Annotated in this window: 21 protein-coding genes; 8 read left to right on the forward strand and 13 right to left on the reverse strand. The window is 56.1% G+C overall.

The window, feature by feature from the left end; all coding sequences use genetic code 11:
• Nucleotides 1–8: 8 nt before the first annotated feature.
• The 7 genes from rsxD to blr all read right to left on the reverse strand — a co-directional run bounded on the left by rsxD (nucleotide 9) and on the right by blr (nucleotide 5486).
• Complete coding sequence (rsxD, locus tag B3511_RS08665) at nucleotides 9–1058, reverse strand: electron transport complex subunit RsxD (RefSeq protein WP_286781774.1); 1050 nt, start codon at nucleotides 1056–1058, stop codon at nucleotides 9–11.
• The gene (gene rsxC / locus B3511_RS08670) at nucleotides 1059–3161 is read right to left on the reverse strand and encodes an electron transport complex subunit RsxC (RefSeq protein WP_286781776.1); all 2103 of its coding nucleotides are present in this window, start codon (nucleotides 3159–3161) and stop codon (nucleotides 1059–1061) included.
• Nucleotides 3154–3729 (reverse strand): electron transport complex subunit RsxB, encoded by a 576-nt coding sequence (rsxB, locus tag B3511_RS08675; protein ID WP_212477993.1) that lies wholly within the window; start codon nucleotides 3727–3729, stop codon nucleotides 3154–3156. Before rsxB ends, rsxC begins: the two co-directional genes overlap by 8 nt.
• Nucleotides 3729–4310: an electron transport complex subunit RsxA gene (rsxA, locus tag B3511_RS08680; protein WP_046887210.1), complete on the reverse strand. Its 582-nt coding sequence runs from the start codon at nucleotides 4308–4310 to the stop codon at nucleotides 3729–3731. The genes rsxB and rsxA overlap by 1 nt, the downstream gene beginning before the upstream one ends.
• 76 nt (nucleotides 4311–4386) lie before the next feature.
• Nucleotides 4387–4827, reverse strand: coding sequence for a DUF2569 domain-containing protein (locus tag B3511_RS08685; protein WP_040075890.1), 441 nt, complete (start codon nucleotides 4825–4827; stop codon nucleotides 4387–4389).
• An 84-nt stretch (nucleotides 4828–4911) separates the two neighbouring features.
• Nucleotides 4912–5127 (reverse strand): transcription modulator YdgT, encoded by a 216-nt coding sequence (gene ydgT, locus B3511_RS08690; RefSeq protein ID WP_040078505.1) that lies wholly within the window; start codon nucleotides 5125–5127, stop codon nucleotides 4912–4914.
• 230 nt (nucleotides 5128–5357) lie between these two features.
• Nucleotides 5358–5486, reverse strand: a complete 129-nt coding sequence (gene blr / locus B3511_RS08695) for a division septum protein Blr (protein WP_172657838.1) — start codon at nucleotides 5484–5486, stop codon at nucleotides 5358–5360.
• 246 nt (nucleotides 5487–5732) lie between these two features.
• Here blr and B3511_RS08700 point away from each other — a divergent pair, with 246 nt between their 5' ends.
• On the forward strand, nucleotides 5733–6773 hold the full coding sequence (locus tag B3511_RS08700) for an oxidoreductase (protein WP_286781781.1): 1041 nt from the start codon (nucleotides 5733–5735) through the stop codon (nucleotides 6771–6773).
• A gap of 73 nt (nucleotides 6774–6846) precedes the next feature.
• Here B3511_RS08700 and add read toward each other — a convergent pair whose 3' ends face one another.
• From add to malX, 3 genes are all read right to left on the reverse strand, one after another.
• Nucleotides 6847–7848 carry an adenosine deaminase gene (add, locus tag B3511_RS08705; protein ID WP_286781783.1) on the reverse strand — a complete coding sequence of 334 codons (1002 nt, stop codon included), beginning with the start codon at nucleotides 7846–7848 and terminating at the stop codon, nucleotides 6847–6849.
• A 350-nt stretch (nucleotides 7849–8198) separates the two neighbouring features.
• Nucleotides 8199–9371, reverse strand: a complete 1173-nt coding sequence (locus tag B3511_RS08710; RefSeq protein ID WP_286781785.1) for a MalY/PatB family protein — start codon at nucleotides 9369–9371, stop codon at nucleotides 8199–8201.
• Nucleotides 9372–9419: 48 nt separating this feature from the next.
• A complete protein-coding gene (gene malX / locus B3511_RS08715) occupies nucleotides 9420–11012 on the reverse strand; it encodes a maltose/glucose-specific PTS transporter subunit IIBC (RefSeq protein ID WP_040075885.1) in 1593 nt (530 codons plus the stop codon).
• A gap of 177 nt (nucleotides 11013–11189) precedes the next feature.
• On the opposite strand from malX, the gene B3511_RS08720 reads away from it, so the two are divergent.
• The 5 genes from B3511_RS08720 (at nucleotide 11190) to B3511_RS08740 (ending at nucleotide 17655) form a co-directional block, all read left to right on the forward strand.
• Nucleotides 11190–12218, forward strand: a complete 1029-nt coding sequence (locus tag B3511_RS08720; RefSeq protein ID WP_207293644.1) for a Mal regulon transcriptional regulator MalI — start codon at nucleotides 11190–11192, stop codon at nucleotides 12216–12218.
• A 188-nt stretch (nucleotides 12219–12406) separates the two neighbouring features.
• Entirely contained in the window at nucleotides 12407–13261 is an 855-nt protein-coding gene (locus B3511_RS08725; protein WP_286781788.1) for a ChaN family lipoprotein, read from the forward strand.
• Nucleotides 13258–14040: an energy transducer TonB family protein gene (locus B3511_RS08730; protein ID WP_286781790.1), complete on the forward strand. Its 783-nt coding sequence runs from the start codon at nucleotides 13258–13260 to the stop codon at nucleotides 14038–14040. The genes B3511_RS08725 and B3511_RS08730 overlap by 4 nt, the downstream gene beginning before the upstream one ends.
• A gap of 185 nt (nucleotides 14041–14225) precedes the next feature.
• A complete protein-coding gene (locus B3511_RS08735) occupies nucleotides 14226–16445 on the forward strand; it encodes a TonB-dependent receptor domain-containing protein (RefSeq protein WP_286781792.1) in 2220 nt (739 codons plus the stop codon).
• 34 nt (nucleotides 16446–16479) lie between these two features.
• A complete protein-coding gene (locus tag B3511_RS08740; RefSeq protein WP_286781794.1) occupies nucleotides 16480–17655 on the forward strand; it encodes a YncE family protein in 1176 nt (391 codons plus the stop codon).
• Nucleotides 17656–17705: 50 nt separating this feature from the next.
• Here B3511_RS08740 and B3511_RS08745 read toward each other — a convergent pair whose 3' ends face one another.
• Together B3511_RS08745 and manA are read right to left on the reverse strand one after the other, a co-directional pair.
• A complete protein-coding gene (locus B3511_RS08745; protein ID WP_286781796.1) occupies nucleotides 17706–19241 on the reverse strand; it encodes a YdgA family protein in 1536 nt (511 codons plus the stop codon).
• A gap of 100 nt (nucleotides 19242–19341) precedes the next feature.
• Entirely contained in the window at nucleotides 19342–20514 is a 1173-nt protein-coding gene (manA, locus tag B3511_RS08750) for a mannose-6-phosphate isomerase (RefSeq protein WP_286781798.1), read from the reverse strand.
• A 198-nt stretch (nucleotides 20515–20712) separates the two neighbouring features.
• Between manA and fumA the strand changes: the two genes are divergently transcribed.
• Together fumA and fumC are read left to right on the forward strand one after the other, a co-directional pair.
• Complete coding sequence (fumA, locus tag B3511_RS08755; RefSeq protein WP_040075875.1) at nucleotides 20713–22359, forward strand: class I fumarate hydratase FumA; 1647 nt, start codon at nucleotides 20713–20715, stop codon at nucleotides 22357–22359.
• Nucleotides 22360–22495: 136 nt separating this feature from the next.
• On the forward strand, nucleotides 22496–23890 hold the full coding sequence (gene fumC, locus B3511_RS08760; protein WP_040075874.1) for a class II fumarate hydratase: 1395 nt from the start codon (nucleotides 22496–22498) through the stop codon (nucleotides 23888–23890).
• On the opposite strand, the gene tus is transcribed toward fumC, so the two are convergent.
• Entirely contained in the window at nucleotides 23891–24820 is a 930-nt protein-coding gene (gene tus, locus B3511_RS08765; RefSeq protein WP_286781801.1) for a DNA replication terminus site-binding protein, read from the reverse strand.
• Nucleotides 24821–24862: the final 42 nt, after the last annotated feature.

Genomic DNA, 24862 nt, shown 5'->3' on the forward strand with positions numbered 1-24862 from the left:
CGGTTCCCTTAGCGATGGCCGTAAACGCGCGGACGCGTGTAGTAGTCAATTAACGGTACAGTGATGTTTGCCAGTAGCACGGCAAAAGCAACACCGTCCGGATAGCCCCCGAAGGAGCGAATCAGCCACACCAGCAGGCCTGCCAGCGCGCCGAAAATCAGACGTCCCCGATTGGTGGTAGAGGCGGTGACGGGGTCGGTGAGGATAAAGAACGCGCCGAGCATGGTGGCACCGGAGAGCAGGTGGATCTGCGGGCTTGCCAGCGATTCGGGAGAGAAGAGCCAACCGAGCGTCGCACATACCGCCAGCGTGGCAATAAAGCTCACCGGGATATGCCAGCGAATCGCCTTTTGTTGCAGCAGAAATACGCCGCCCAACAGATAGGCCAGGTTGACCCACTGCCAGCCCGCACCTGCCAGCACGCCGCTGTAAATCGGGTACTGCAAAATTTGCTCGACGGGATGCCCGGCGTGCAGTGAGGTTTTAAAGGTATCCAGCGGTGTGGCCTGGCTAATGCCATCTACGCCCATCCGGAGGCTGTCCATATCTCCGCTGGCGCTGTGGCCGGTGAAGATCACCTGAAGAGCATCCATAAAGCCCGGTACGGTGGCAGCTATTTCATGGGGGGGTAGCCAACTGGTCATCTGAACCGGGAAGGAGATCAGCAAGACGACATAGCCAATCATCGCCGGATTGAAGGGGTTATGCCCCAGCCCGCCATACAACTGCTTGGCGATAATCACGGCGAAAACGGTGCCCAGTACCACCATCCACCACGGGGCGAAAGGCGGAATACTGATCGCCAACAGCAGGCCGGTGAGCAGGGCGGAGTTATCGGCGACAATCTTGCTGACCGGCATCTTGCGCAATTTGAGCACCAGCGCTTCAGCGGCGAGGGCGCTGATACAGCCGAGGAATATCTGGAAGAGCGTTCCCCAGCCAAAGAACCAGAGCTGAACGGCAATGCCGGGTAGTGCCGCCAGGCAGACCAGCATCATGATGCGTGAAGTCTGGCGCTGGTTATGGGTATAAGGGGAACTTGCGATTCTAAAAACCATTTAATCCTCGTTTACTGCTTGCTGTGCGGCTTTTTTTGCCTGTACGCGCGCAATAGCGGCCGAGATGGCGGCTTTGCGCGGGTCGTCGTTGGCGGCCTGTTCTTCTTGTTGCGCTTCTTTACGGGCTTTAGCGCGGGCGATGGCAGCCTCAACGGCGGCTTTGCGTGGATCTACGGGCTCCGCCGGGATGACTTCCTGCGCCCCGGCTTTACGGGCCTTGGCTCGGGCGATGGCGGCCTCGACGGCGGCTTTACGCGGGTCGACCGGCTCTGCCGGGGCGTCGACCGGAGTTTCCTCGGCCTGTGCTTTACGGGCTTTAGCGCGAGCTATAGCCGCCTCTACGGCAGCTTTACGCGGATCCACGGTTGCTGAGGAGACCTCATCATGATCTTCCGCTTTACGCATCTCCGCCTGCGCAATCGCTTCTTCGACCGCCTCGACGGAGGGATCAATTTTCGGATCGTGAAGCTCGGCGGTTTTCTCAGCCTGACGCGCGCGGGCCTGGGCTTTACGCGCTTCCCGTGCGGCAATCGCTTCGCTGTTATCCGGACGGGTGCCGGACTGAATCACCACCTCTTCGGTGGCGTTGGCATTTTTCTCACGTACGCGCGCCAGCGCCGCCTTGATAGCATCCTGATCTTTCGCTGCAGGCTGCACCGCAGCCTGCTTGTGACGTGCCTGTCGCGCCTCTTTTTCACGCTCAAGACGAGCCTGACGGGCTTCAAAACGGGCTTTTGCTTCTGCAGCCCGTTTCTCTTCCATCGAAATGGCATAAATTTCAGCCTTCTCGACGCGGAAATACTGCACCAGCGGAATATTACTTGGGCAGACCCAGGCGCACGCGCCGCACTCAATGCAGTCGGCCAGATTGTGCGCTTTAGCTTTATCGTGCAATTGACCTTTGCTGTACCAGTAGAGCTGCTGGGGCAGCAGATCCGCCGGACAAGCATCGGCACAGGCGCTACAACGGATGCAGCCTTTCTCTTCCTGCTCCTCGCCCATCTCGCTGGCCGAGGGCGCCAGCAGGCAGTTCGTAATTTTTACGACCGGGACGTCCAGCCAGGGCAGGGTAAAGCCCATCAGCGGGCCACCCATAATCACCATCTGCTCAGGGCCTGGACAGAAACCTGCCTGCTCAAGCAAATGGCGAATTGGGGTACCCAGGCGCGCCCAGACGTTACCCGGCCGTGAAACGGATTCACCAGTCAGGGTCACGACACGTTCGGTCAGCGGCTCGCCGTCAATCACCGCGCGTTTAACCGCATAGGCGGTACCGACGTTTTGCATCAGCACGCCGATATCCGACGAACGACCCCCGTGCGGAACCTGCTTGCCGGTTAAAATCTGGGTGAGCTGCTTCGCACCGCCAGAGGGGTATTTTGTGGGGATCACCCGCAGGCTGATATCATGGCTGCCCGCCAGCACCGCACGCAGCATGGAGATGGCCTGCGGTTTATTATCTTCAATGCCAATCAGCACTTCGCGTGGCTGTAACACGTGCGCCAGAATGCGGATACCTTCCACAACCTGCGCTGCGCAGTCCTGCATCAGACGGTCATCGGCGGTGATATAAGGCTCGCACTCGGCGGCATTGATAATTAAGGTTTCAATCTTATCGCCACCGCCACGCAGTTTGGTGCCAGTAGGGAAACCCGCCCCGCCAAGGCCAGCCACGCCGAACTGGTGGATACGCTCAATCAGCGCCTCGCGGCTTTGGCTGCGATAATCACTCCAGCCCTCGCGCTCACACCAGCGATCCTCACCATCGGCTTCAATCACGACGCACAGTTCAGATAAGGCGGAAGGGTGGGGGACGGTATGAGGCGCGATGGCCACCACCTGACCTGACGTTGGCGCATGTACCGGCAACATCCGGCCACGACCAAAGGTCAGCGGCTGGCCGCGCAGTACAGTATCACCCGGCTTCACGCACAGTTCACCCTCAGCACCAATGTGCTGTTTAAGCGGGATGATAAAACGCGTTGCCAGCGGAATCTGACGCAGCGGCGTACCGCTGGACTGGTTTTTCATCTCCGGCGGATGAATACCGCCATCGAAATCCCAGATCTTCTCTTTTCTGAAGGCAGAAAATAACTTAAGCATGGTGTTCCACAGGAATAATACGAACCGGAATGGTTTGAAGATCCCATTTCCAGCTGTCAGTCGTAGGGCTGACCGGACGCAGCTCAATACATTGCGTTGGACACGGCGCAACGCAGAGATTACAGCCGGTGCACAGATCTTCAACCACGGTGTGCATGGCGCGGGTGGCACCGATGATGGCATCTACCGGACAGGCCTGAATACATTTGGTGCAGCCGATGCAGTTTGGCTCATCAATCACCGCCAGCATACGCACGGGCTCAGCGGCCTCTTCGCCGTCGGTCGGCTGGGGATCGACGTTAAGCAGCTCAGCGATTTTGAGCATTACCGCTTCGCCGCCAGGGGCGCAACGGTTTATTTTCTCTCCGCCGTTACCGACCGCTTCGGCATAAGGGCGGCAGCCGGGGTAGCCACACTGTCCACACTGGCTCTGCGGCAGTAGCTCATCAATTTTTTCAACAACGGGATCATCCTCGACCGCAAAGCGGCGGGAGGCATATCCAAGAATGAGGCCAAACACCAGACCCAGCACGCTGAGCGAGGCGATGGCGATCCAGATTGCATTCATTACAACTTCACCAGACCACTGAAGCCCATAAAGGCCAGAGACATCAGTCCTGCGGTCACCAGCGCGATGGCGTTACCACGAAACGGCGCCGGAACATCGGCCGCAACCATGCGTTCACGGATGGCGGCAAACAGTACCATCACCAGCGAGAAGCCAACCGCTGCAGAAAAACCATACAGCGCGGACTGCATAAAATTATGCCCAAGATTGATATTGAGCAGCGCCACGCCAAGCACCGCACAGTTAGTGGTGATCAAGGGCAGGAAAATGCCGAGCAGGCGATAGAGCGCCGGGCTGGTTTTACGCACTACCATTTCGGTGAACTGCACCACTACGGCAATGACCAGGATAAACGCCAGGGTGCGAAGATAGGTCAGACCCAGAGGAATCAGGATCCAGTTATCGATCCACCAGGCGCAGATAGAGGCGAGGGTCATGACGAAGGTGGTTGCCAGCCCCATTCCCATCGCGGTTTCGAGCTTTTTGGAAACGCCCATAAACGGGCACAGGCCGAGAAACTTCACCAGGACGAAGTTATTCACCAGCACTGTGCCGACAAAAAGCAGTAAGTAGTCAGTCATTATTCAGCCTGAAATAAAAAAGCCGCCTATTATCGGACAAAGCCCGGTAAGCGACAACAGGATAACTGTAAGGTTATTACGGGTTCACAAAGGTCTGCTTCACGCGTACAGAGCGCTTAAAGTAGGGAACGAAGAGCGCCGTAACCAGTAGCGGGAAGAGCAGTTGACGAACGGCCAGCGCATCAGAAACCGGCGAGAAAGCGAAGGCTTTCACCGCTAATAACACCGCAACCAGCAGCCAGATAATATAGTGTTTTGGTACGCATTGACGTCGCTTAAAGAAGGCGATAGTCAGCCACAGGGTGTAGTACCACATGGCGATGGCGAAACCGAAGGAAATAAACCACATCACTTTATTACTGGTATTTTGCGCACTGAGGGTCTCGAGAGCATGCGGCGTAATTAAAGCCGTTGAATAAAGCACCAGCGCCAGCGATGCGCTTAATAGTGCCACCAGCAACCAGGCGAGAGGGGCAAGTAACCAGCCTCCAATTCTTTCTCCAGCGGTTGTGGTCATGGTATCTCCCGAAAGTTAGCGCGAAATCGTAGGCAGAATAGCCGGGGCAAGATTATATAACATTTCGCGCTAATGGCTACTTTCTTATTGTACGAAGCGCCAGACGGACTTTGGCACCTCGCCGATATTAAACAAACGCCCACCGGAGACCAGTTCTGCGCGGCGATGATCGGCGGCGCGGTACATACTAATAATGTCCTGATTATCTGTAAGGGTGTAGTTCAGGTGATCAAACAATTTTTCCAGACTTTCAAGAGAATTGATCTTACGAAATTTTAATAAATAGTCCTGAACTGTCATTTTAATAAGTTTCCATTTAAGAGTTAGTAATACCAGCAGGGTAATTCGTTCGAATAATAAACGGATAAAAAAAGAGGTAAACAAATTGCACAGCGCACCATGCACAATTAAGAGTTTTCTTTGCCGATGAAGTCAGGCGTCGACCGACGCCTGGGGAAGAAGATTAGCGCTGTTCATCATCGCTGGCAATAAGCAACTGACATCATATGTCACCCTTTTTTAGGAGGGCGTTACTTATGCGGCGCCTCGCTGGTTACGGGGACGGGAGGCTGATAGTTATCAATATGGCTGGCGACACCCAGCAGGATCACAGAGACCCCCAGGACAATCCATCCCGTTAACTCAATAATTCGATTAATAATTGACGTCATCATCGTTGATATTTGTTTTATCCATAAATACAGGGGCTAAATTTTACAGCGCAGTACGCGTGGCGGCAAGCGCTTTGCGGACTGGGTTTGTGATGGTAAACAGTAGGTTATAATTTGATATAAGATTTTACTTATTTAAGGCGCGCCGGGGCTGCCTCCCCTTCGGTATTAATTTATTGTGAGGGCAGGAGAGATCGTGTGAAATAGAAGGGTCATAAGATGAGAGGCAACGTCATGAGCGATAAAATCCGCGTTGGATTAATAGGTTATGGTTACGCCAGTAAAACATTCCACGCCCCCCTGATTGCGGGAACGGCAGGAATGGAGCTGGCGGCAATATCAAGTAGTGATGCCACGAAAGTTCATGCGGACTGGCCAACCGTCCCGGTGGTTTCTGAGCCGAAGCAACTCTTCAACGACCCCAATATCGATTTAATCGTTATACCTACCCCGAATGATACACACTTCCCCCTGGCGAAAGCGGCACTCGAAGCGGGCAAACATGTCGTGGTCGATAAACCGTTTACCGTGACGTTGTCACAGGCCCGCGAGCTGGACGCGCTGGCGAAAAGCCTGGGACGTTTACTGTCTGTCTTTCACAACCGTCGCTGGGATAGCGATTTCCTGACGGTAAAAGCGTTGAATGCCGAGGGTGCGCTGGGCGAAGTCGCTTTCTTTGAATCACATTTTGACCGCTTCCGTCCGCAAGTGCGCGACCGCTGGCGTGAACAGGCAGGGCCGGGCAGCGGCATCTGGTACGATTTGGCTCCCCATCTGCTGGATCAGGCGGTCAACCTGTTTGGCCTGCCGGTCAGCTTGTCGGTGGACCTGGCCCAGTTGCGCCCTGGCGCGCAGGCGACGGACTATTTCCATGCGGTTCTGAGCTATCCCCAGCGTCGCGTTGTACTGCACGGCACCATGCTGGCGGCGGCGGAATCGGCGCGCTATATCGTGCACGGTACCCGGGGCAGCTATGTGAAATACGGCCTCGACCCGCAGGAAGATCGCCTGAAGAATGGTGAGCGTCTGCCGCAGAAAGACTGGGGTTATGACATGCGTGATGGCGTGCTAACCCGCGTGGAAGGTGAAGAACGCGTCGAAGAGACCTGGCTGACGCTGCCGGGGAACTATCCGGCTTACTACGCGGGGATCCGCGATGCCCTGAACGGCGACGGCGAAAACCCGGTACCGGCCAGCCAGGCGATTCAGATTATGGAGCTGATCGAACTCGGTATCGAGTCGGCGAAGCATCGCGCAGCATTGAATCTCACCTGATAGCCTGTCCTCTGGCGGTGGCTATGCCGCCAGGGACGACAACGCTAAACCCCGCCAGGCGGCGGGGAATCACTCAGCCGTTCTGCACGTGGGCAATCAGCGCCGTTTTTTCTGCCTGGCTGAGGAAGGCAATATCCAGTCCGTTAATCTGCGCCTGGCGGATCTGCTCCCGGCTAAGCCCCGCTTGCGGTGCCGCTACGTTGTATTCGTGAATGATATCCACGCCCTGAACCGCCGGATCGTCAGTGTTAATCGAGGCCAGTACGCCCTGTTCCAGGAAGGTTTTCAGCGGATGCTGTGCCAACGACGGTACGGTGCTGGTCTGGATATTGGAGGTCAGGCAGGATTCGATCCCGATGCGCTGCTCGGCAAGGAATGCCATCAGGGCAGGGTCTTCTACCGCTTTCACCCCGTGACCGATACGCTCAGCGCCCAGCTCACGAATCGCTTGCCAGATACTCTCTGGGCCTGCGGCTTCGCCCGCATGAACGGTAATGTGCCAGCCCGCATCACGCGCCCGGTTAAAGTGGGACAGGAAGAGGCTACCCGGGAAGCCCAGCTCGTCACCGGCAAGATCGATTGCCGTGATCTGATCGCGATGGGCCAGCAGCGCTTCCAGCTCTTGCAGGCAGGCGGACTCACCAAAGGTGCGGCTCATAATGCCAATTAAACGCGCCACTACCGGAAACGCGTTGCAGCCTTCACGTACCCCGGCGATAACCGCTTCTACCACACCGGCTACCGGCAGCTGGTGGGTCATAGCCATATACCCCGGCGAGAATCGCAGCTCCACATAATGCAGACCATTGCGCGCGGCATCTTCAATATTTTCAAATGCGACACGGCGACAGGCGTCCAGCGAGGCGAGCACTTTCACCCCCCAGTCCAGCTTGCTAAGGAAACTCACCAAATCCGGTTCGTTTTGAGTCACCTGAACGTGCGGAATTAGCGCCTCAAGGGACTGGGCGGGCAGGGTCAAATTAAACTGGCGGCCAAGGTCGAGGATAGTCTGGGCGCGAATATTGCCATCAAGGTGACGATGGATGTCGGTTAAAGGCAGGCGGGTATCAATCATGGACGCACTCTTATTTAGGTGAAGTGCAGGTCATTATACAACAGGTCAATAATGTATTAAAAATGCTGCGTTAACCCGCAGGTAAAAAGGTTGCTGCGGAGGAAGCGTACCGCAGGAGCAGTTTCTTTCGCTATCCAGCGGACCGGCAGCGCAGCGTATACCCGCTATAAACACGCAGGGTCATTAAAACCCCATGAGCCACTCGCGAACCGCCGCCGTTAAGCGGAAAGACTGGCGTATTATCACAATAATATCCTTAACTCATTGATGTAATGAACAAATATCGACGCGGTGCGACAAAAAAGCAAGCGCCCCGGTTACGACCAGGGCGCGGTTCTGGAAGGGTATCGCTAGTTTAAGGCATGAATACCAGCAATTAAGCGCGCCACCCCTTGTTCCAGTTTGCCGCGTGGACAACCCGCATTAAGGCGCACAAAGCCAGCCCCCTCCTGACCATAGGTATAGCCGGGCATTATCGCTACCTTTTGCTGCTCAATCAGCACTTTCTGCAGCGCTTTGTCGTCAATACCGAGCGGGCGAAGATCGATCCAGGCGAGGTAAGAAGCTTGCGGCGGCTGCCAGTTCAACTGCGGGAAAGCGTGGTTAAGCGTCGTGGCGACGTAGTGCAGATTCTCTTCAAGATAGTGGCGAAGGGCATCCAGCCAGGGTTCGCCCTGCTGATAGGCGGCGATGTGGGCAACCAGCGCCAGCACCGACGGTGATGACAACCCATCCCGGCCTTTGAGCGCATCCAGATAAGCCGCCCGGGTCGCCTCATCCCCAATCAGACCATACGCTCCCGTGAGCGCCGGAATATTAAAGCTCTTGGAACCCGAGGTGAGTAACGCCCACGGCCCCTGCGCTACTGCGCTCCAGGGAGTATGTTGATGGCCGCTCCAGACCATATCCATATGAATTTCGTCGCTAATTACTGCCACGTTGTGGCGTGCGCAGAGCTGGGCCATCCGGGTCAGTTCTTCCCGGGACCAGACTTTCCCCGTCGGGTTTTGCGGGCTGCACAGCAGTAAAATTTTATTCTGCGGCTGCGCAAGAGCATGCTCCAGAGCCGTCATATCGCACTGCCAGCCCTCAGCATCCCTGTGCAGGGGGAGGGCGACAACCTGGCGGCCATTTCCTTCAATCGCTTTGTAAAACGCATCGTAGGCGGGGGTATGAACCACGATGCCGTCGCCGGGCTGCGACCACTGACGAATCAGTTCCGAGACCATATAGATAACCGACGGGCCATAAACCAGGGCCTCGGTGTCGATTGCGCAGTGAAAACGCTGGCGGAACCAGTGGGCCACGGCGGCAAGAAACTCAGCATTCTTCCAGCGGCTATAGCCAAATACGCCGTGGTCAATTCGCTGATGCAGCGCGTCGATAATGCAGGGGGCGGTGGCGAAATCCATATCGGAGATGGTAAACGGCAGCAGATCGGCAGCACCGAAGCGGTCTGCCACATAATCCCACTGGGTACACCAGGTGCCGTGGCGATCCACGACGGTGGAAAAATCAAACATTTTTCGTCCTTAATGAAAAAGCCCCCTTCTGCAGAAGGGGGCGAGACGTCAGGCTTCTACCGTTCGCATCAGCGTCGCCAGCTCATCTTTTACTGACTGTACCTGTGGGCCAATGACCACCTGAAGGTTGTGCTGATTCAACTGCACGACGCCGATGGCGCGGTTTGCCTTCAGGGCGTTGGTGTCTACCAGGGACATATCCTTAACCGACAGACGCAGGCGGGTGATGCAGTTATCCAGCGAAGTAATGTTATCAGCGCCGCCCAGCGCCGCCAGAATGGCCGGGGTGTTATAGCCCGATTTACCGGTCACGCCGGCCACGGCCTGCTCAACGGCAGCCGCGGTATCGATATCGCGGCCCGGCGTCTTCAGGTTAAAGCGGGTGATGGCGAAGCGGAAAATGGCGTAATAGACTACAAACCAGATCGCGGCCACCACTGGCACCAGATACCATTTGGTCGACAGACCGTGCAGGATGCCAAACACCACAAAATCGATAACGTTGCCGTCGGTATTGCCGATAGTCACGCCCAGCACCGCCATGGTAGTAAAACCAATCCCGGTCAGTATGGCGTGGATAAGGTAAAGCACCGGGGCGACGAACAGGAACAGGAATTCGATTGGCTCGGTAGTGCCGCCGACTACGCAGGCGATCACGCCGGAGATCAGCAAGCCCTTAATTTTATGGCGGTTCTCAGGGCGAGCGCAGTGGTACATCGCCAGCGCAGCACCCGGCAGGCCGCCGAGGAAAGCGGGCATTTTGCCCTGCGATAAGAAACGGGTGGCGCTTTCAGAGAAGCCGTGGGTGGTAGGGCAGCTCAGCTGCGCCTGGAAGATGGTCAGTGCTCCGCTTACGGAGTTGCCACATACGTCCATGGTGCCGCCGGCTTCGGTGAAGCGGATGAGCGCCACCAGAATATGCTGTAAACCAAAGGGCAGTAGCAGACGCTCGCCGGTACCGAAAATCATCGGTCCAAAGTCGCCCGCGCTGTTGATGATGTGACCGATGCCGGTAATACCCAGCGCAAATACGGGCCAGATCAACGGGATCACCAGACCAAACAGCCCCATCACCAGGGTAGTGATGATGGGGACAAAACGGGTGCCGCCGAAGAAAGCCAGCGCATCGGGCAGGCGGATATTGTGGAAACGCTCATGCAGTAACCAGATAATGACCCCTGCGATCACCGCCCCGAGGATACCGGTATCAATGGACTGAATGCCGATCACGTTCTGGATATTGTTGGCCTTCAGGATGGCGGCATCGGTCGTTGGCAGGATACCTTTCGCCGTCAGCCAGAAGTTGACGGCGAGGTTCATCACCGCATAACCAACGAAACCTGCAAACGCGGCCACGCCTTTATTTTCGCGTGCCAGGCCCAGCGGTATAGCGATACAGAACATGACGGGCAGGAAGCTAAACGCAAAAGAACCGACCTTGCTCATCCAGACGAAAATGGCCTTCAGCACCGGGTTGCCCAGCACCGGGATCAGACTGATTACGTCGTGACTGCTTAATGAACTGCCGATACCGAGCATAATCCCACAGAAGGAGAGCAGGGCAACGGGCAGCATGAAGGTCTTTCCTAACTGCTGGAAAAATTCCCATAGCGAGACTTTTTGTGTTGTTTTCGTCGTCATCAAACGACTCCTTTATTGTTAAAATCAGTGTAGCGGCTTCGATGCTGCGAAAAGATAAAACGTTTTATCAAGATTTAGTGCGGTGTAAATCACATTCTCAGGCTTTGACAGGCAGTATAAATATAACCTATTGATAAAACGTTTTACCGGAATGGAACACAAGGGTGGCGGGAGCGTATGGCAGTAGCAAAAAAAATCACGATTAACGATGTCGCGCTGGCGGCGGGGGTCTCTGTCAGCACGGTATCGCTGGTTCTGAGCGGCAAAGGGCGAATCTCTCCCGCGACCGGCCAGCGCGTTAACGACGCCGTGGAGCAGTTGGGTTTTGTGCGTAATCGCCAGGCGGCATCGCTGCGCGGCGGACAGAGCGGGGTGATTGGGCTTATCGTGCGCGACCTGACCTCTCCCTTTTACGCTGAACTGACCGCCGGGCTGACCGAAGCGCTGGAGGCGCAGGGGCGGATGGTCTTTCTGCTGCATGGCGGGCGTGAGGCCGGGCAGTTAGTGCAGCGTCTCGAAATGTTATTAACTCAGGGTGTAGACGGGGTGATCATTGCCGGTGCTTCGGGAGTGAGTAGCGAGCTGTGTGAACGCGCGGCCGAAAAGGGCATCCCGCTGGTGTTTGCCTCGCGGGCAAGTTATCTCGATGAAGCCGATACGCTACGCCCGGACAATATGCAGGCCGCACAAATGCTGACCGAACATCTTATTCGCCGCGGTCATCAGCGCATCGCCTGGCTCGGCGGTAAAAGTTCTTCTCTGACCCGCGCCGAGCGCGTCGGCGGATACTGCGCCACCCTGCTGAAATATGGCCTGCCTTTCCATAGCGAGTGGGTGGTGGAGTGTGAATCCAGTCAGAAAAAAGCGGCCGAAGCGATGGGCACACTGCTGCGCCACAATCCGACCCTGAGCGCGGTGATCTGCTACAACGAAACCATTGCCATGGGGGCGTGGTTTGGCCTGATTCGCGCCGGGCGGCAGAGCGGGGAGAGCGGGGTGGGGACCTTCTTTGATCAGCAGATCGGGCTGGGAGCCTTCGCTGACGTCGCAGAAAACGCGCTCGACGATCTGCCCATTGTCTGGGCGACCACGCCTGCCCGTGAAATGGGTTATCAGCTGGCAGACCGTATTATGCAGCGTATCGAAAAAACCGAATTGCCGATGGGGCACCACATTTTCCCTGCACGCCTGGTTGCAACCAGCTAAAACGTTCTCTTCATTCCGGTTCCCGGCGACGCGTTTCGCGGGAACCGCCCCCTTGATGCAAATCTCCCCACTGGTTATGTGAATGCGAATGATCTTGATAATTATTATCATTACTGAATATAATTCTGCGCAAATTAATAGCATATAAAAATAATGCTAAAAAATGGCGTCTGAAACTGGGATTACGTATGAAATATGCTTTTACTTCGTTCTTGCTCTGCAGCGCATTGCTGCCTGGCGGCTGCCACAGTCTGCCGACCGAAAAGCAGCCACTCTCCTCTATCGACACCGCGCGCGCCTCGATACGCGATACCGCAACCGGCGAGACGTTGACCCCGGAGCAACTGTTTGCCCGCCTGGCGACCGCCCCCATGGTGATTGTTGGCGAAGAGCATACCAATGTGGAACATCACCGTATTGAAAATGCGCTACTGCAAAACCTGAATAAGCGTCGTCCGCAGGGGAGCGTGTTGCTGGAGATGATCAACAGCAGCCAGCAGGAGGCGGTCAATCGGGTGAAGGAGGCGACGCGATCTGGCACGACGGTAAGCAGTAACCGCGCGGCGCATGCCTTACGCTGGGATCCAGGCTGGCCGTGGACGCTATATGGTGAACTGGTTATGACGGCGCTGGAAGGACCTTATCCGCTGCTCGCCGCAAATATCAGCCGCCAGCAGGTCAGCGAACTTTACACGCACCCGGTTTTCCCTGCGGGGGAGCACGCCTCGCAGCCGAAGGTGCATGAAGCCTTGTCGGCCATCATCTGGCTGATGCACGACGGGAAGATCGAAGACGACCAGATGCGCGCGATGATCGCCATCCAGCAACAGCGAGATCGCTTTATGGCGGAACAGCTGCGCAAGGCGCCGCGCCCGGCTTTATTAATTGCAGGAGGCTACCATGCAGCGAAAGACATTGGCGTGCCGCTGCACATGGCGGATTTACACGCGGAGGCGCCGATAGTGGTCATGCTTACCACGGAGGGCACCACGGTATCGGTTAAACAGGCTGATTTTGTCTGGTCGGTGCCCGTTTCCCGATGAACGCTCAAATAACGGACTTACCGCGCGCTTCATGGCTCAGAAGCGGTGCTGCAAGCGTCCTCTTTCATTTAGCACTGGCCATGCCTTTTCTTCTTCATTTCACGCGGGAGCAGGATGCGCCGATGCCTGCCGCCGTAATGATGGAACAATCTACAGAGTTTGAGGTTTCGCTGATCCATCCTGATTCACCGCCCGGTATTAGTCAGCAGCGTAGCCTGGAGGCAATGAGTGAACAGGAGACCGTGCGGCAAAAGGAAGCGCCAGCGCTGCCTGAACGCGACGACGCTGAGGTTAAACTGGCCGCCGCCAGCCCGAATCCCGAAAGTAAAAAAAAGAGGGAAATAAAGAAAAAAGCCCAGCGAGAGCAAAAAGAGGAGAAGGGCAACGCAAGCATGACCAGTCTGGCCGCCCCGCCAGTTCAGACGGTACAGACGCAGCGTACCGCCGCCCCGCTGGATACCGATTCGGCGCATATCAGCCAGCGTAAAATCGGCTGGGAATCGCTGGTTAAAGGCAAGATCAACAAAATGCGCAACTATCCACAAGATGCTCGTCGGCGTAAACGCTCCGGTACGGCCGTGATTATGTTTCGCGTCAATGAGCGGGGCGATGTGCTGAGCTCACAGCTGGTCTCCTCGTCCGGCACGCTGTCACTGGACAGAGCGGCACTCATGGCGCTGGAGAAGGCGAGCCCGCTCCCACCGCCGCCAAAGGAGATTGTCAAAAGCGGCATGCAAATAGTCACATTGCCGGTGGAATTTGGTTTAACAAATATCTAATAAAAAACAGAACCACGTAATTCATTTTCGCGAAGTCGATTTCATTATATGCAGGGGCGCTAATTAACTAACACGCGCTCTGCGGATTTTTTTTGCTCTGAGCAATGCGCTGTCATCCTTCGAAATAAGAAGGAGGGGCGCGGCTGCTCATTTTTCCTTGAAAATAAAAATATCAGGAATTGATTATGGAAAAGTCACACATGGTTAAGGGGCTGCTGACCGGGCTGCTTATTGTGCACGGTCATGCCTTTGCGGCGGAACAGGAGGGGGAATCGGTCTTTTCACCGCTAACCATTACCGATAATCCGCTGGAGGAGAAACGACAGGTTGGCTCTTCTGTCGAGAGCTATACCCGGCCGGGCGCTTACAGCTCAAGGACGCTGAATAAAAATTTGCAGAGTCTGGATGCTTCGCTTCGCAGCATGGCGGGGACCTATACCCAAATCGATCCTTTACAGGGAACGGTGAGCGTAAATATCCGCGGGATGAACGGGCTGGGTCGCGTCAATACGATGGTGGATGGCGTTACCCAGACCTTCTTTGGGATGGCTCCGGCGAACTATCACGGCGGCGCCAACACCGCGGCAGGCGTGCCGCTCGATCCTAACTTCCTGGCCGAGGTCGATGTCACACGTGGAAATAGCGCCGGTTCTCAGGGGGTTAACGCTCTGGCCGGAAGCGCCAATATGCGTACCCTGGGCGTTGATGATGTGCTAATGGCGGGGCGACAGACCGGGGTGCTTTCACGCTTTAAGGTCGGAGATAATGGCCTGGGGCGCACCGGCATGGTGGCGGTTGCCGGGAAAACGGATCCCTTTGCCAACGGTGGCGGACTCGGGGCAATGGTCGGCATTAGCGGCACGCGGACCTATGCCACCTATAAAAACGGCGGGGGGCGCAGCAGTAAAGATTTTATCGGCGAAGATAATAAATACCTGCGCCAGGAGCCGCATTCAGAAATCTATAAACTGAATTTCAATCCGGACGAATTTAATAAAATCGAACTCTCCGGCAGAAATTACAGTAATACCTTTACCCGCAGGGATATTACCAGCGACGATTACGCTGTGCGTTATAACTATACACCGCTGAATGAGCTGATCGATTTTAATCTGCTGGCCAGCACCAGCCGCGGGAATCAATCTTATAAGCCCGAGTCGCTTTATAATTTTAACCGCTCGTCCACCACCAATAAATCCAATGCTGTCGATCTGAATAACACCAGCCGGTTTACGCTGGCAGAGGATCTGTATGCCGAATTTCAGGTAGGCGGCAAGGTGATGGACACGCGCTACAGTCGCCGTTTTGTGCAGAGTACGGAAACCGATCGCAATGCCTTTGCCCCGGCAGGAAAACAGAAGATTTCCGCCCTCTATACAGGACTGACGCTGAATAAAGATATCTACCAGCTGGATCTCAACCTGAATTATACCCGCAGCCAGGTCGAGGGGCACAAACCCGCCTGTGCCGATAACGAGAAATGTTTCCCACAGGGGGCCACCACGCTCCGACTGGATGACAAGGCCTTCAATCCGTCGGCCACGCTCTCTGCACAGGTCACCCCGTGGCTGCAACCTTTCGTGAGCTGGAGTCACTCGTCACGCGCGCCAAACGTGCAGGAGGTCTTCTTCGCTAACGAGGGCGGCGCCTCGATGAACCCCTTCCTTAAGCCCGAGAAAGCCGAGACCTGGGAGGCTGGTTTTAACGTGAACAAGAAAGGGTTGCTGCTGGAGCAGGACAGTTTCCACCTGAAGGCGCTGGCTTATCACACCCGGATAAAAGATTACATCACCAGTGAATCCTTTATGCTCTGCTACAGCGGCCAGCTCTGTCATGACCTTGAGAACTCCTTTGGTGGCTTCAACGCGAACGTCTACGTCAACACCACGTCACCTGTCACCACCAAAGGGTATGAGATCGAGGCGGGCTACGATGTGGGCTTCGCTTATGCCAACCTCGCGTGGAGCAAACAGCAGACCGACCAGCCCACTTCTATTGCCAGCACCGTTTACAGCTTCGCCTACAGCGATATGAGCGATCTTCCCGAGAGCTACGCCACGCTGGATATTGGCGGGCGTCTGTTCGATCAAAAAGTCACCCTTGGCAGCCTGGTGAAATTTACCGGTAAATCCAAACGCCTGAGCACTGAAGGGATAAGCACCGACACCAACAGCGTTCCTAAAGAGAAGATGCCCAATATCCCGACGGTGATCGACCTCTATAGCAGTTGGCAGATGACCGACAACGTCCTGCTGCGCTTTAGCGTACAGAACGTGACGAACCGCGATTACGCCGAAGCCCTCAATCGCATGAACCAGAGTCTCGACTATGCCCAGGAGGGTGCCAGCGTGAACACCACGGCGCGCGGGCGGACTTACGTCTTCGGCGGCGAAATTCAGTTCTGAGCATCAACTTTTTGTACACTGATCAGGAAATTTTATGAACCGTTCTCGTTTATCACTACAACTTGCCGGGCTCTGTCTGGCCACGCTCCTCCCCACCCTGGCGCTGGCCATCGATCCACCCGCACGCGAACTGACCCGCTTTGCGCTCTCAACGAACTATCTTGAGGATGCCAACGAAGGTCTTTACGAGCTGGCCTACGACAACAGTGGCCACCATCTTTTCGTCGCGGTGACAGACCGCATGAACCGGGCGGCCAATAAGGGCTTTCTCTATACCTTTAACCCGGAAACGCTGGCGGTAGAGCAGCGTCTTGAGATGCCATACCGCGCCTTCTCTCTGGCGCTCGCCCCGACGCGGCATCGGCTTTATGTGGGCCATACCCAGTCGGCTTCGCTGCGTATCAGCCTGCTGGACAGCGAAACGGGTAAACTGCTTAAAACCAGCGACAAGCTGAGTTTCAATCTCGCCAACGCGGCCGATGCGCGCTTCGAACATCTGCGGCATATGGTATACAGCCCGGCCTCTGACACGCTTTTCGTCAGTTACAGCAATATGCTGAAAAGCGGGGAAGGGATGCAGCCGGTGCATAAATTGTTGATGCTGGATGGGGCAACCCTGGCGCTGAAGGGTGAAGTGGAGGGAGCCTATAGCGGCACCGCCTATGGCCTGACGCTGGATGATAAGACACAGAAAATCTACGTGGGCGGCCGGGATTATATCAATGAGATCGATGCGAAGACGCAGAAGGTACAACGCACCATCCCCCTGAAAAATGTTAAGCCGCAGATCAGCAGCGTGCAGAATCTGGCCGTGGATTCGGCTTCGCAGCGCGCGTTTGTGGTGGTCTTTAACCATGAAGATCGCAGCGGCCCCGATGACGGCCTTTATATTTTCGATCTGCGCGATGGCAAACAGCTCGGCTTCGTGCACACCGGGGCGGGCGCCAATGCGGTAAAATACAACCCGAAGTATAACGAGCTTTACGTCACGAATTTTACCAGCGGTACCCTTAGCGTTATCGATGCGAAAAACTATAAGGTGACCAGAGAATTTGTGGTACCGGTCTACCCGAACCAGATGGCGCTCTCAGCGGATATGGATACGCTCTTTGTCGGCATCAAAGAGGGCTTTAACCGCGACTGGGATCCGGACGTGTTTGTGAAAGGGGCAAAAGAGCGCATTTTGCGTATCGATTTGAATAAATCCTGAAGCCAGATATAAAAAAAGCCCCGCATTGGCGGGGCTTTTCAGGTTCAGGCTTACTGCTGAGGAACAGCAGGCGCCGCAGGAGCAGCAGGTGCTGCCGGTGTCGGCAGACCCAGCGTTGGCATACCGAACATACCGATAAACTCTTCCAGCGACATCTTCTGTCCGTTCAGGGTGACCTGGCCGTTAGCGTACTGCAGGCTGGCGCCAATCACGTTATCTTGCAGGGTAGTGATGCGGAACATCTGGCCCATCGCCGCAACGCCTTTCACCTGTTGATTCGCCAGCTTGCCGGCATCCTCGTCCTTATACCCTTCCAGCTTCGCAATCTGGGTCATCAGCTCGGTCGCCATATCTACCGGCACCGTCAGTTTGCTCTCCAGCGATTTCACGCTGCGATCCACTTCCTGGGTCAGGGTCTGGGCTTCGCCGGTCGCGGTGGCCGGATCTTTCAGGAACAGCGACAGGTTGAAGTTCGTTTCGCCTTTACTGTTTTTCCAGCTCAGCGGCGCAATGGTGATCACCGGTTCGCCTTTCAGCAGCAGCGGCAGATTGCCATAGAATGCGTCCATCACTTTCTGCTGGTACAGCGCCGGGTTGCTCTCCATCAGCGCTTTGTCCGCCAACGCGGCCTGGCTCTGGGCGCGATACTGCTGGCTAAACTGGTGCCATGCCTGGCCGTCAATATTGCCAATTTTGAGGGCCAGCTTGCCGCTGCCCAGATCCTGATTCTGCACTTTCAGGCTCTTCAGGGTGTAATCCAGCTGGCTATCGATGCTCTTGCCATCTTTAGAGACCTCGGACTTGCCGTCCAGATCCATACCCTCCAGCACCGCCATCTCTTTCCCTTCCACGGCGATGGCCAGCTTATCCAGGGTCAGTTTCTGATCGCCGATGCGTTCGTCAAAGGAGGTCAGTCGGCTGTTGCCATCGGTTTTCAGGTTGTTGAAGGTCAACTGAACCTTTTGGCCATATTCGTTAACCGCGTTCACCAGCCCGCTGGCGGCGTCACCGGTCAGCGAGAAGACGTTGCCCTCGCGATCGGCATCCAGCTTGAAGTGACCGCCGCTAAAGGCCACTTTTTCGTCGCCTTGTTCATAGTTCAGCGCCTTCAGGTCGATGTCAGAGGAGGTGTCACCGCCGTAACTGATGCGCGTATTGACCTCAAACGGGGACTGGTTCTTCGCCAGATCAAACAGCGGCTTTGTCGCTTCGTTATTCACCAGGGTGGTTTTCACCGACGCCATCGAGGGGATGAGGTTGAAATGTTTTAGCTGCGCCGCAGGGAAGGGACCATGATCGACCACCTCATCCAGCACCACGCTCTGGCCTGGCTTCAGCCAGCTCTCCTGGCTGCCTGCAGCCGGCTTAACCACCAGCTGCATTTTGCTGCTGAACAGCCCGCGCTGATAATCCTGATAACTCAGCGCCAGCCCGGCTTCCGGGGCGGTGCGCTTAATTTCGTTGTTCGCCTGCGCCACCATCTCGGCCAGACGGGTGTCCAGCTGTTTTCCGGTGTACCAGGACGCACCCGTCCAGATCACGCCTAATGCAACAATAACGCCAACCGCTACGACCGATTTTTTCATTCTGATTATCCCTAAAATGAAACCAGGCGGTAAATACCGCCTGGTGATGGAAAAGGCTCTCACTAGCTTAGCAAGAGTTGTTAAAAAATTCAGTAAGTGACTATAGCTTATTGAAAACCCGGGCCAGTCGACCCACGCCGCTGACGCTGACCGGCGGCTCACTGGCGCTGATAATGGCCGATTCGCCAGGTTTGAGCACCAGACGCTGCTCGCCCTGGCTGAGTACCGCTTCTCCTTCAACGCAGAAGAGAATTGCCGCGCTTTGCTGGGCAATCGCCGTTTCGTTGTGGCTCAGGTCGTGCAGAGCAAAGGCAAAATCATCAACCGGGATAGGGAAGTCCAGTTCCGCACCGTTTTTCACCGGCTGGGTTAACAGCTCTGCCGCCGGTTTAGCTTCGAACTTGACGTTGGCCACCAGCTCCGGAATATCGATGTACTTCGGCGTCAGGCCTGCGCGCAGCACGTTATCGGAGTTGGCCATCACCTCCAGCGCGACACCCTGCAGATACGCGTGCGGCGTCTCGGCAAAGAGGAACATCGCTTCCCCTGGATTCAGCTTCACCACGTTCAGCAGCAGCGGAGAGAAGAGGCCGCTGTCGTCCGGATAGAACTGCGCAATCAGACGGATGGTCTCCCACGGCTCACCCTGCTGGCTGTTCAGCGCCGCGGCCAGCACGGCCAGCGCATGGGCTTTCTCCTCGCCCTGCATGTTCAGCAGACTGGCGAACAGCTGGCTTAGCCCTTCGGCATTGGGATTTTCCAGGAAATGGGCGATAGCGGTATGGGCCCCGGCTACCGGCTGCAGCAACGAGACGATTTCCGAAAACTCGCGGAACGCATTCATCGCCAGGAAGGGGGTAAGGGCAAAGACCAGCTCCGGCTTATGGTTCGGGTCTTTGTAATTCCGCTCGGCGGCATCAATCGGGATACCCGCCGCGTTCTCTTTGGCAAAGCCGATTTCAGACGCCTGTTTATTCGGATGCACCTGAATGGAAAGAGGCTGTGCGGCGCAGAGCACTTTAAACAGGAAGGGCAGTTCGCCAAAACGTTGATTAACGGCGTCGCCAAGCCATGCGGCTTTATCACCGTCAATCACGTCACGCAAGGATTTCACTTCGCCGTGAACGTCAATCTTTGAGCTGCTCTTCGGGTGGGCACCCATCCACAGCTCGGCCATTGGCTGCTGGTCTGGGTTGGCGATACCGTAGAGTTCCGTTAACGCAGTTTTACTTCCCCAGGCATAGTTCTGCACTGAGTTGATGAGTTTTTGCATTATCAAGCCCTGTTTCATAAGTAGAATTAACTGCCCGTATTAAAGCAATAAACCGCCCGGAAGTAACCTGCGGGCGCAAAAAGTCGTACTAGTCTCAGTTTTTGTTAAAAAATTGTGTAGGATAAGCTAACTCGCTTTTATAGAGGGCAACGGAAAATTGCCCGAACCATAATCTGCAATGTCGTAAGTGAGAGCACAATGTCGAACAAACCCTTTCATTATCAAGATCCTTTCCCTCTTGCGAAGGATCAAACCGAGTATTACCTGTTAACCCGCGACCACGTTTCCGTCACTGAATTTGAAGGCCAGGAGATCCTGAAAGTGGATCCCCAGGCCCTGACGCTGCTGGCGCAGCAGGCCTTCCACGATGCGTCCTTTATGCTGCGCCCGGCGCACCAGCAGCAGGTAGCGGATATCCTCAGCGACCCTCAGGCCAGCGAAAATGATAAGTACGTAGCCTTGCAGTTCTTGCGTAACTCCGATATCGCCGCAAAGGGCATTCTGCCTACCTGCCAGGATACCGGCACCGCGATCATCTCCGGGAAAAAAGGTCAGCGTGTCTGGACCGGCGGCGGTGACGAAGCCGCGCTGGCTCGCGGCGTGTATAACACCTATATCGAAGACAACCTGCGCTACTCGCAAAACGCGGCACTGGATATGTATAAAGAGGTCAACACCGGCACGAATCTGCCCGCGCAGATCGACCTCTACAGCGTGGATGGCGATGAGTATAAATTCCTCTGTATCGCCAAGGGCGGCGGCTCCGCGAACAAAACCTATCTCTACCAGGAGACCAAAGCGCTGCTAAGCCCCGGCAAGTTGAAAAACTATCTGGTGGAGAAGATGCGTACCCTTGGCACCGCGGCCTGTCCGCCGTACCACATCGCCTTTGTGATTGGCGGTACCTCTGCCGAGAGCACCCTGAAAACCGTTAAGCTGGCCTCCACAAAATATTACGATGGGCTGCCAACGGAAGGTAACGAACACGGTCAGGCGTTTCGCGATATCCAGCTGGAGCAAGAGCTGCTGACGGAAGCGCAGAATCTGGGCCTGGGGGCACAGTTTGGCGGCAAATACTTTGCGCACGATATTCGCGTGATTCGCCTGCCGCGCCACGGGGCTTCTTGCCCGGTGGGGATGGGCGTGTCGTGCTCTGCGGACCGTAACATCAAAGCTAAGATCAACCGCGACGGCATCTGGATCGAGAAGCTGGAGAACAATCCAGGTAAATACATTCCCGCCGAGCTTCGCAGAGCGGGAGAGGGTGAAGCGGTGCGTGTGGATCTGAACCGCCCGATGAGTGACATCCTGGCGCAGCTCTCTCAGTATCCGGTCTCTACCCGTCTGTCGCTTAACGGCACCATTATCGTGGGGCGCGATATCGCCCACGCGAAGCTGAAAGAGCGTCTGGATAACGGTGAAGGGCTGCCGCAGTACATTAAAGATCACCCCATCTATTACGCCGGCCCGGCCAAAACGCCGGAGGGCTATGCGTCTGGCTCCCTGGGGCCGACCACCGCAGGGCGTATGGACTCTTACGTCGATCAGCTACAGGCCAACGGCGGCAGTATGATCATGCTGGCGAAGGGTAACCGTAGCCAACAGGTGACCGATGCGTGCCATAAGCACGGCGGTTTCTATCTGGGGAGCATTGGCGGCCCGGCAGCGGTGCTGGCGCAGGGCAGTATTAAGAGCCTGGAGTGCGTTGAATATCCTGAGCTGGGGATGGAAGCCATCTGGAAAATTGAAGTAGAAGATTTCCCGGCGTTTATCCTGGTGGATGACAAAGGCAACGACTTCTTCAAGCAGATCCAGTCCTCTCAGTGCGCGGCTTGCGTGAAATAAAGATGTTTCTGCCGGGTAGCCCTGGGCTACCCGGTCTTAATAAGAGCGCACAAAGCGCCATGCGTTTTCTTTGAAGCCATCAATACTTATTCCTTAAGCACGTGAGCAATCCCATTTGTTTATCAAGGAGAAAGTAATGACAACGTTACGCAGTGAGAAAGATTCCATGGGCGCCATCGACGTCCCGGCGGATAAGCTCTGGGGCGCGCAAACGCAGCGCTCGCTGGAGCACTTCCGCATCTCGACCGAAAAGATGCCCGTCTCGCTGATTCAGGCCCTGGCGCTGACCAAACGCGCCGCGGCGAAAGTAAACCAGGATCTTGGCCTGCTGGTGGCCGAGAAATCCACTGCCATTATCAGTGCCGCCGATGAAGTGCTGGCAGGTCAACATCCCGACGAGTTTCCCCTCGCCATCTGGCAAACCGGGTCTGGCACCCAAAGCAACATGAATATGAACGAAGTGCTGGCTAACCGGGCGAGCGAACTGCTGGGCGGTGTGCGTGGGATGGAGCGCAAGGTTCACCCGAACGATGACGTAAACAAAAGCCAGAGCTCTAACGACGTCTTCCCGACGGCGATGCACGTGGCGGCGGTGATCGCTCTGCGTGAGCAACTTATCCCGCAACTGAATGTGTTAAAGCAAACGCTGGCGGCGAAATCCCAGGCGTTCAGCGATATCGTCAAGATTGGTCGTACTCACCTGCAGGATGCCACCCCACTGACGCTGGGTCAGGAGATCTCAGGCTGGGTGGCGATGCTGGAGCACAACCTGCGCCATATCGAACACAGCCTGCCGCACCTGGCGGAGCTGGCGCTCGGCGGCACGGCGGTAGGCACCGGTCTGAACACCCATCCGGAATATGCCGTGCGGGTGGCTGAAGAGTTGGCGGCCATCACCGGCCAGCCGTTTGTAACCGCACCAAACAAATTTGAAGCGCTGGGCACCTGCGATGCGCTGGTTCACGCTCACGGCGCCCTGAAAGGGCTGGCCGCCTCGCTGATGAAAATTGCCAACGATGTCCGCTGGCTCGCCTCGGGCCCGCGCTGCGGCATCGGCGAAATCAGCATTCCAGAGAACGAACCGGGCAGCTCCATCATGCCGGGTAAGGTCAACCCTACCCAGTGCGAAGCTATGACCATGCTCTGCTGTCAGGTGATGGGCAACGACGTGGCGGTCAATATGGGTGGTGCATCCGGTAACTTTGAGCTGAACGTCTATCGTCCCATGGTGATCCATAACTTCCTGCAGTCGGTGCGCCTGCTGGCGGACGGAATGGAGAGCTTCAACGAACATTGTGCGGTGGGCATTGAACCGAACCGGGAACGCATCAGCCAGCTGCTGAATGAGTCTCTTATGCTGGTGACCGCGCTCAATACCCATATCGGCTACGATAAAGCGGCAGAAATCGCCAAAAAAGCCCATAAAGAGGGGCTGACCCTGAAGGGAGCAGCCCTGGCGCTGGGCTATCTTAGCGAAGCCGAGTTCGACAGCTGGGTCCGCCCGGAAGAGATGGTCGGCAGCATGAAATAATCAGGTCGCCACATAGAGGTGCAGCCGCGGAATAATCAGATGCAGCGGCTGCGCCTCGGGCTTATAGCGATGCTGAATATTTTCAGCATCGTAATTGAGCAGTTCCCCGATATCCGGCATCACCGCCCCCTGATCCGCATCGTACAGCGCAATCAACGGCGTGGGGCAGGCGTACTGTACCTGCTTCTGCTGCCCGGCGTACCAGACGCGGGCGATAGGCTGCACCTTCACCGGACGTTTTATTTTCAGCCGCGCATCGGTCGGCAATGCGGCGATGGCCGTGTATTCCGCCTCCAGACGCTCCAGCCACTGTTCCCGTGACCAGGGGGCGACGGTGCGGGGTGCTTTAATGCTCTTTTCCAGCATCTCCAGCACCTCGTTGCGGGTAAAGTTCTTAATGATGTGTTTATTCGCCCAGCCGAAGCGCAGCGTAGCCGGGTGGCGCAGCACCGTGAGGGTACGGTAGGCATTAAGCGTGATCAAGCCGGGCAGGTGGCGGTGCACCCATTCAAAGCGGGCGGCGGGGGCGAGGCCCGACTCCTCAACGACGATCTTCTCGAACGCCGCTTTCAGCTCATTAATCTGCGTAATGCGGTTTTCAACCGTTTCGCGCCGTTCGCTCTCTAACTGAAGGCAGATCACCCCTGGCAACCTGACGGCGGCTTTGCTGCTGCGCCGTTCGGATTGCTGCTGAATAAACAGGTGCCGGTAGTGCTGCAAGGCCATCAATAGCGCCTCTTGCCCAAGATGTTGTTTTACCTCAATCGTATTCAGCGGATCCTGTTCGGCCCCTTTTACCACCTCCGGCAGGGAAAACACCCGGGCGGCCAGCAGGCGGCACTGCTGAAGATCTTCGGTTAGTGCGGCCAGAGCCTGCTCCATCTCCCGGAAGGTGCCGTTAAGCCGCTCGATAAGATCGTAAGTCGCCATAGTCACTCTCATTAGTTACAACATACTCACTGTATAGCACAG

The organism is Leclercia sp. UBA1284 (genome assembly GCF_002308415.1).
In the GTDB taxonomy this organism is placed as follows: domain Bacteria; phylum Pseudomonadota; class Gammaproteobacteria; order Enterobacterales; family Enterobacteriaceae; genus Enterobacter; species Enterobacter pneumoniae.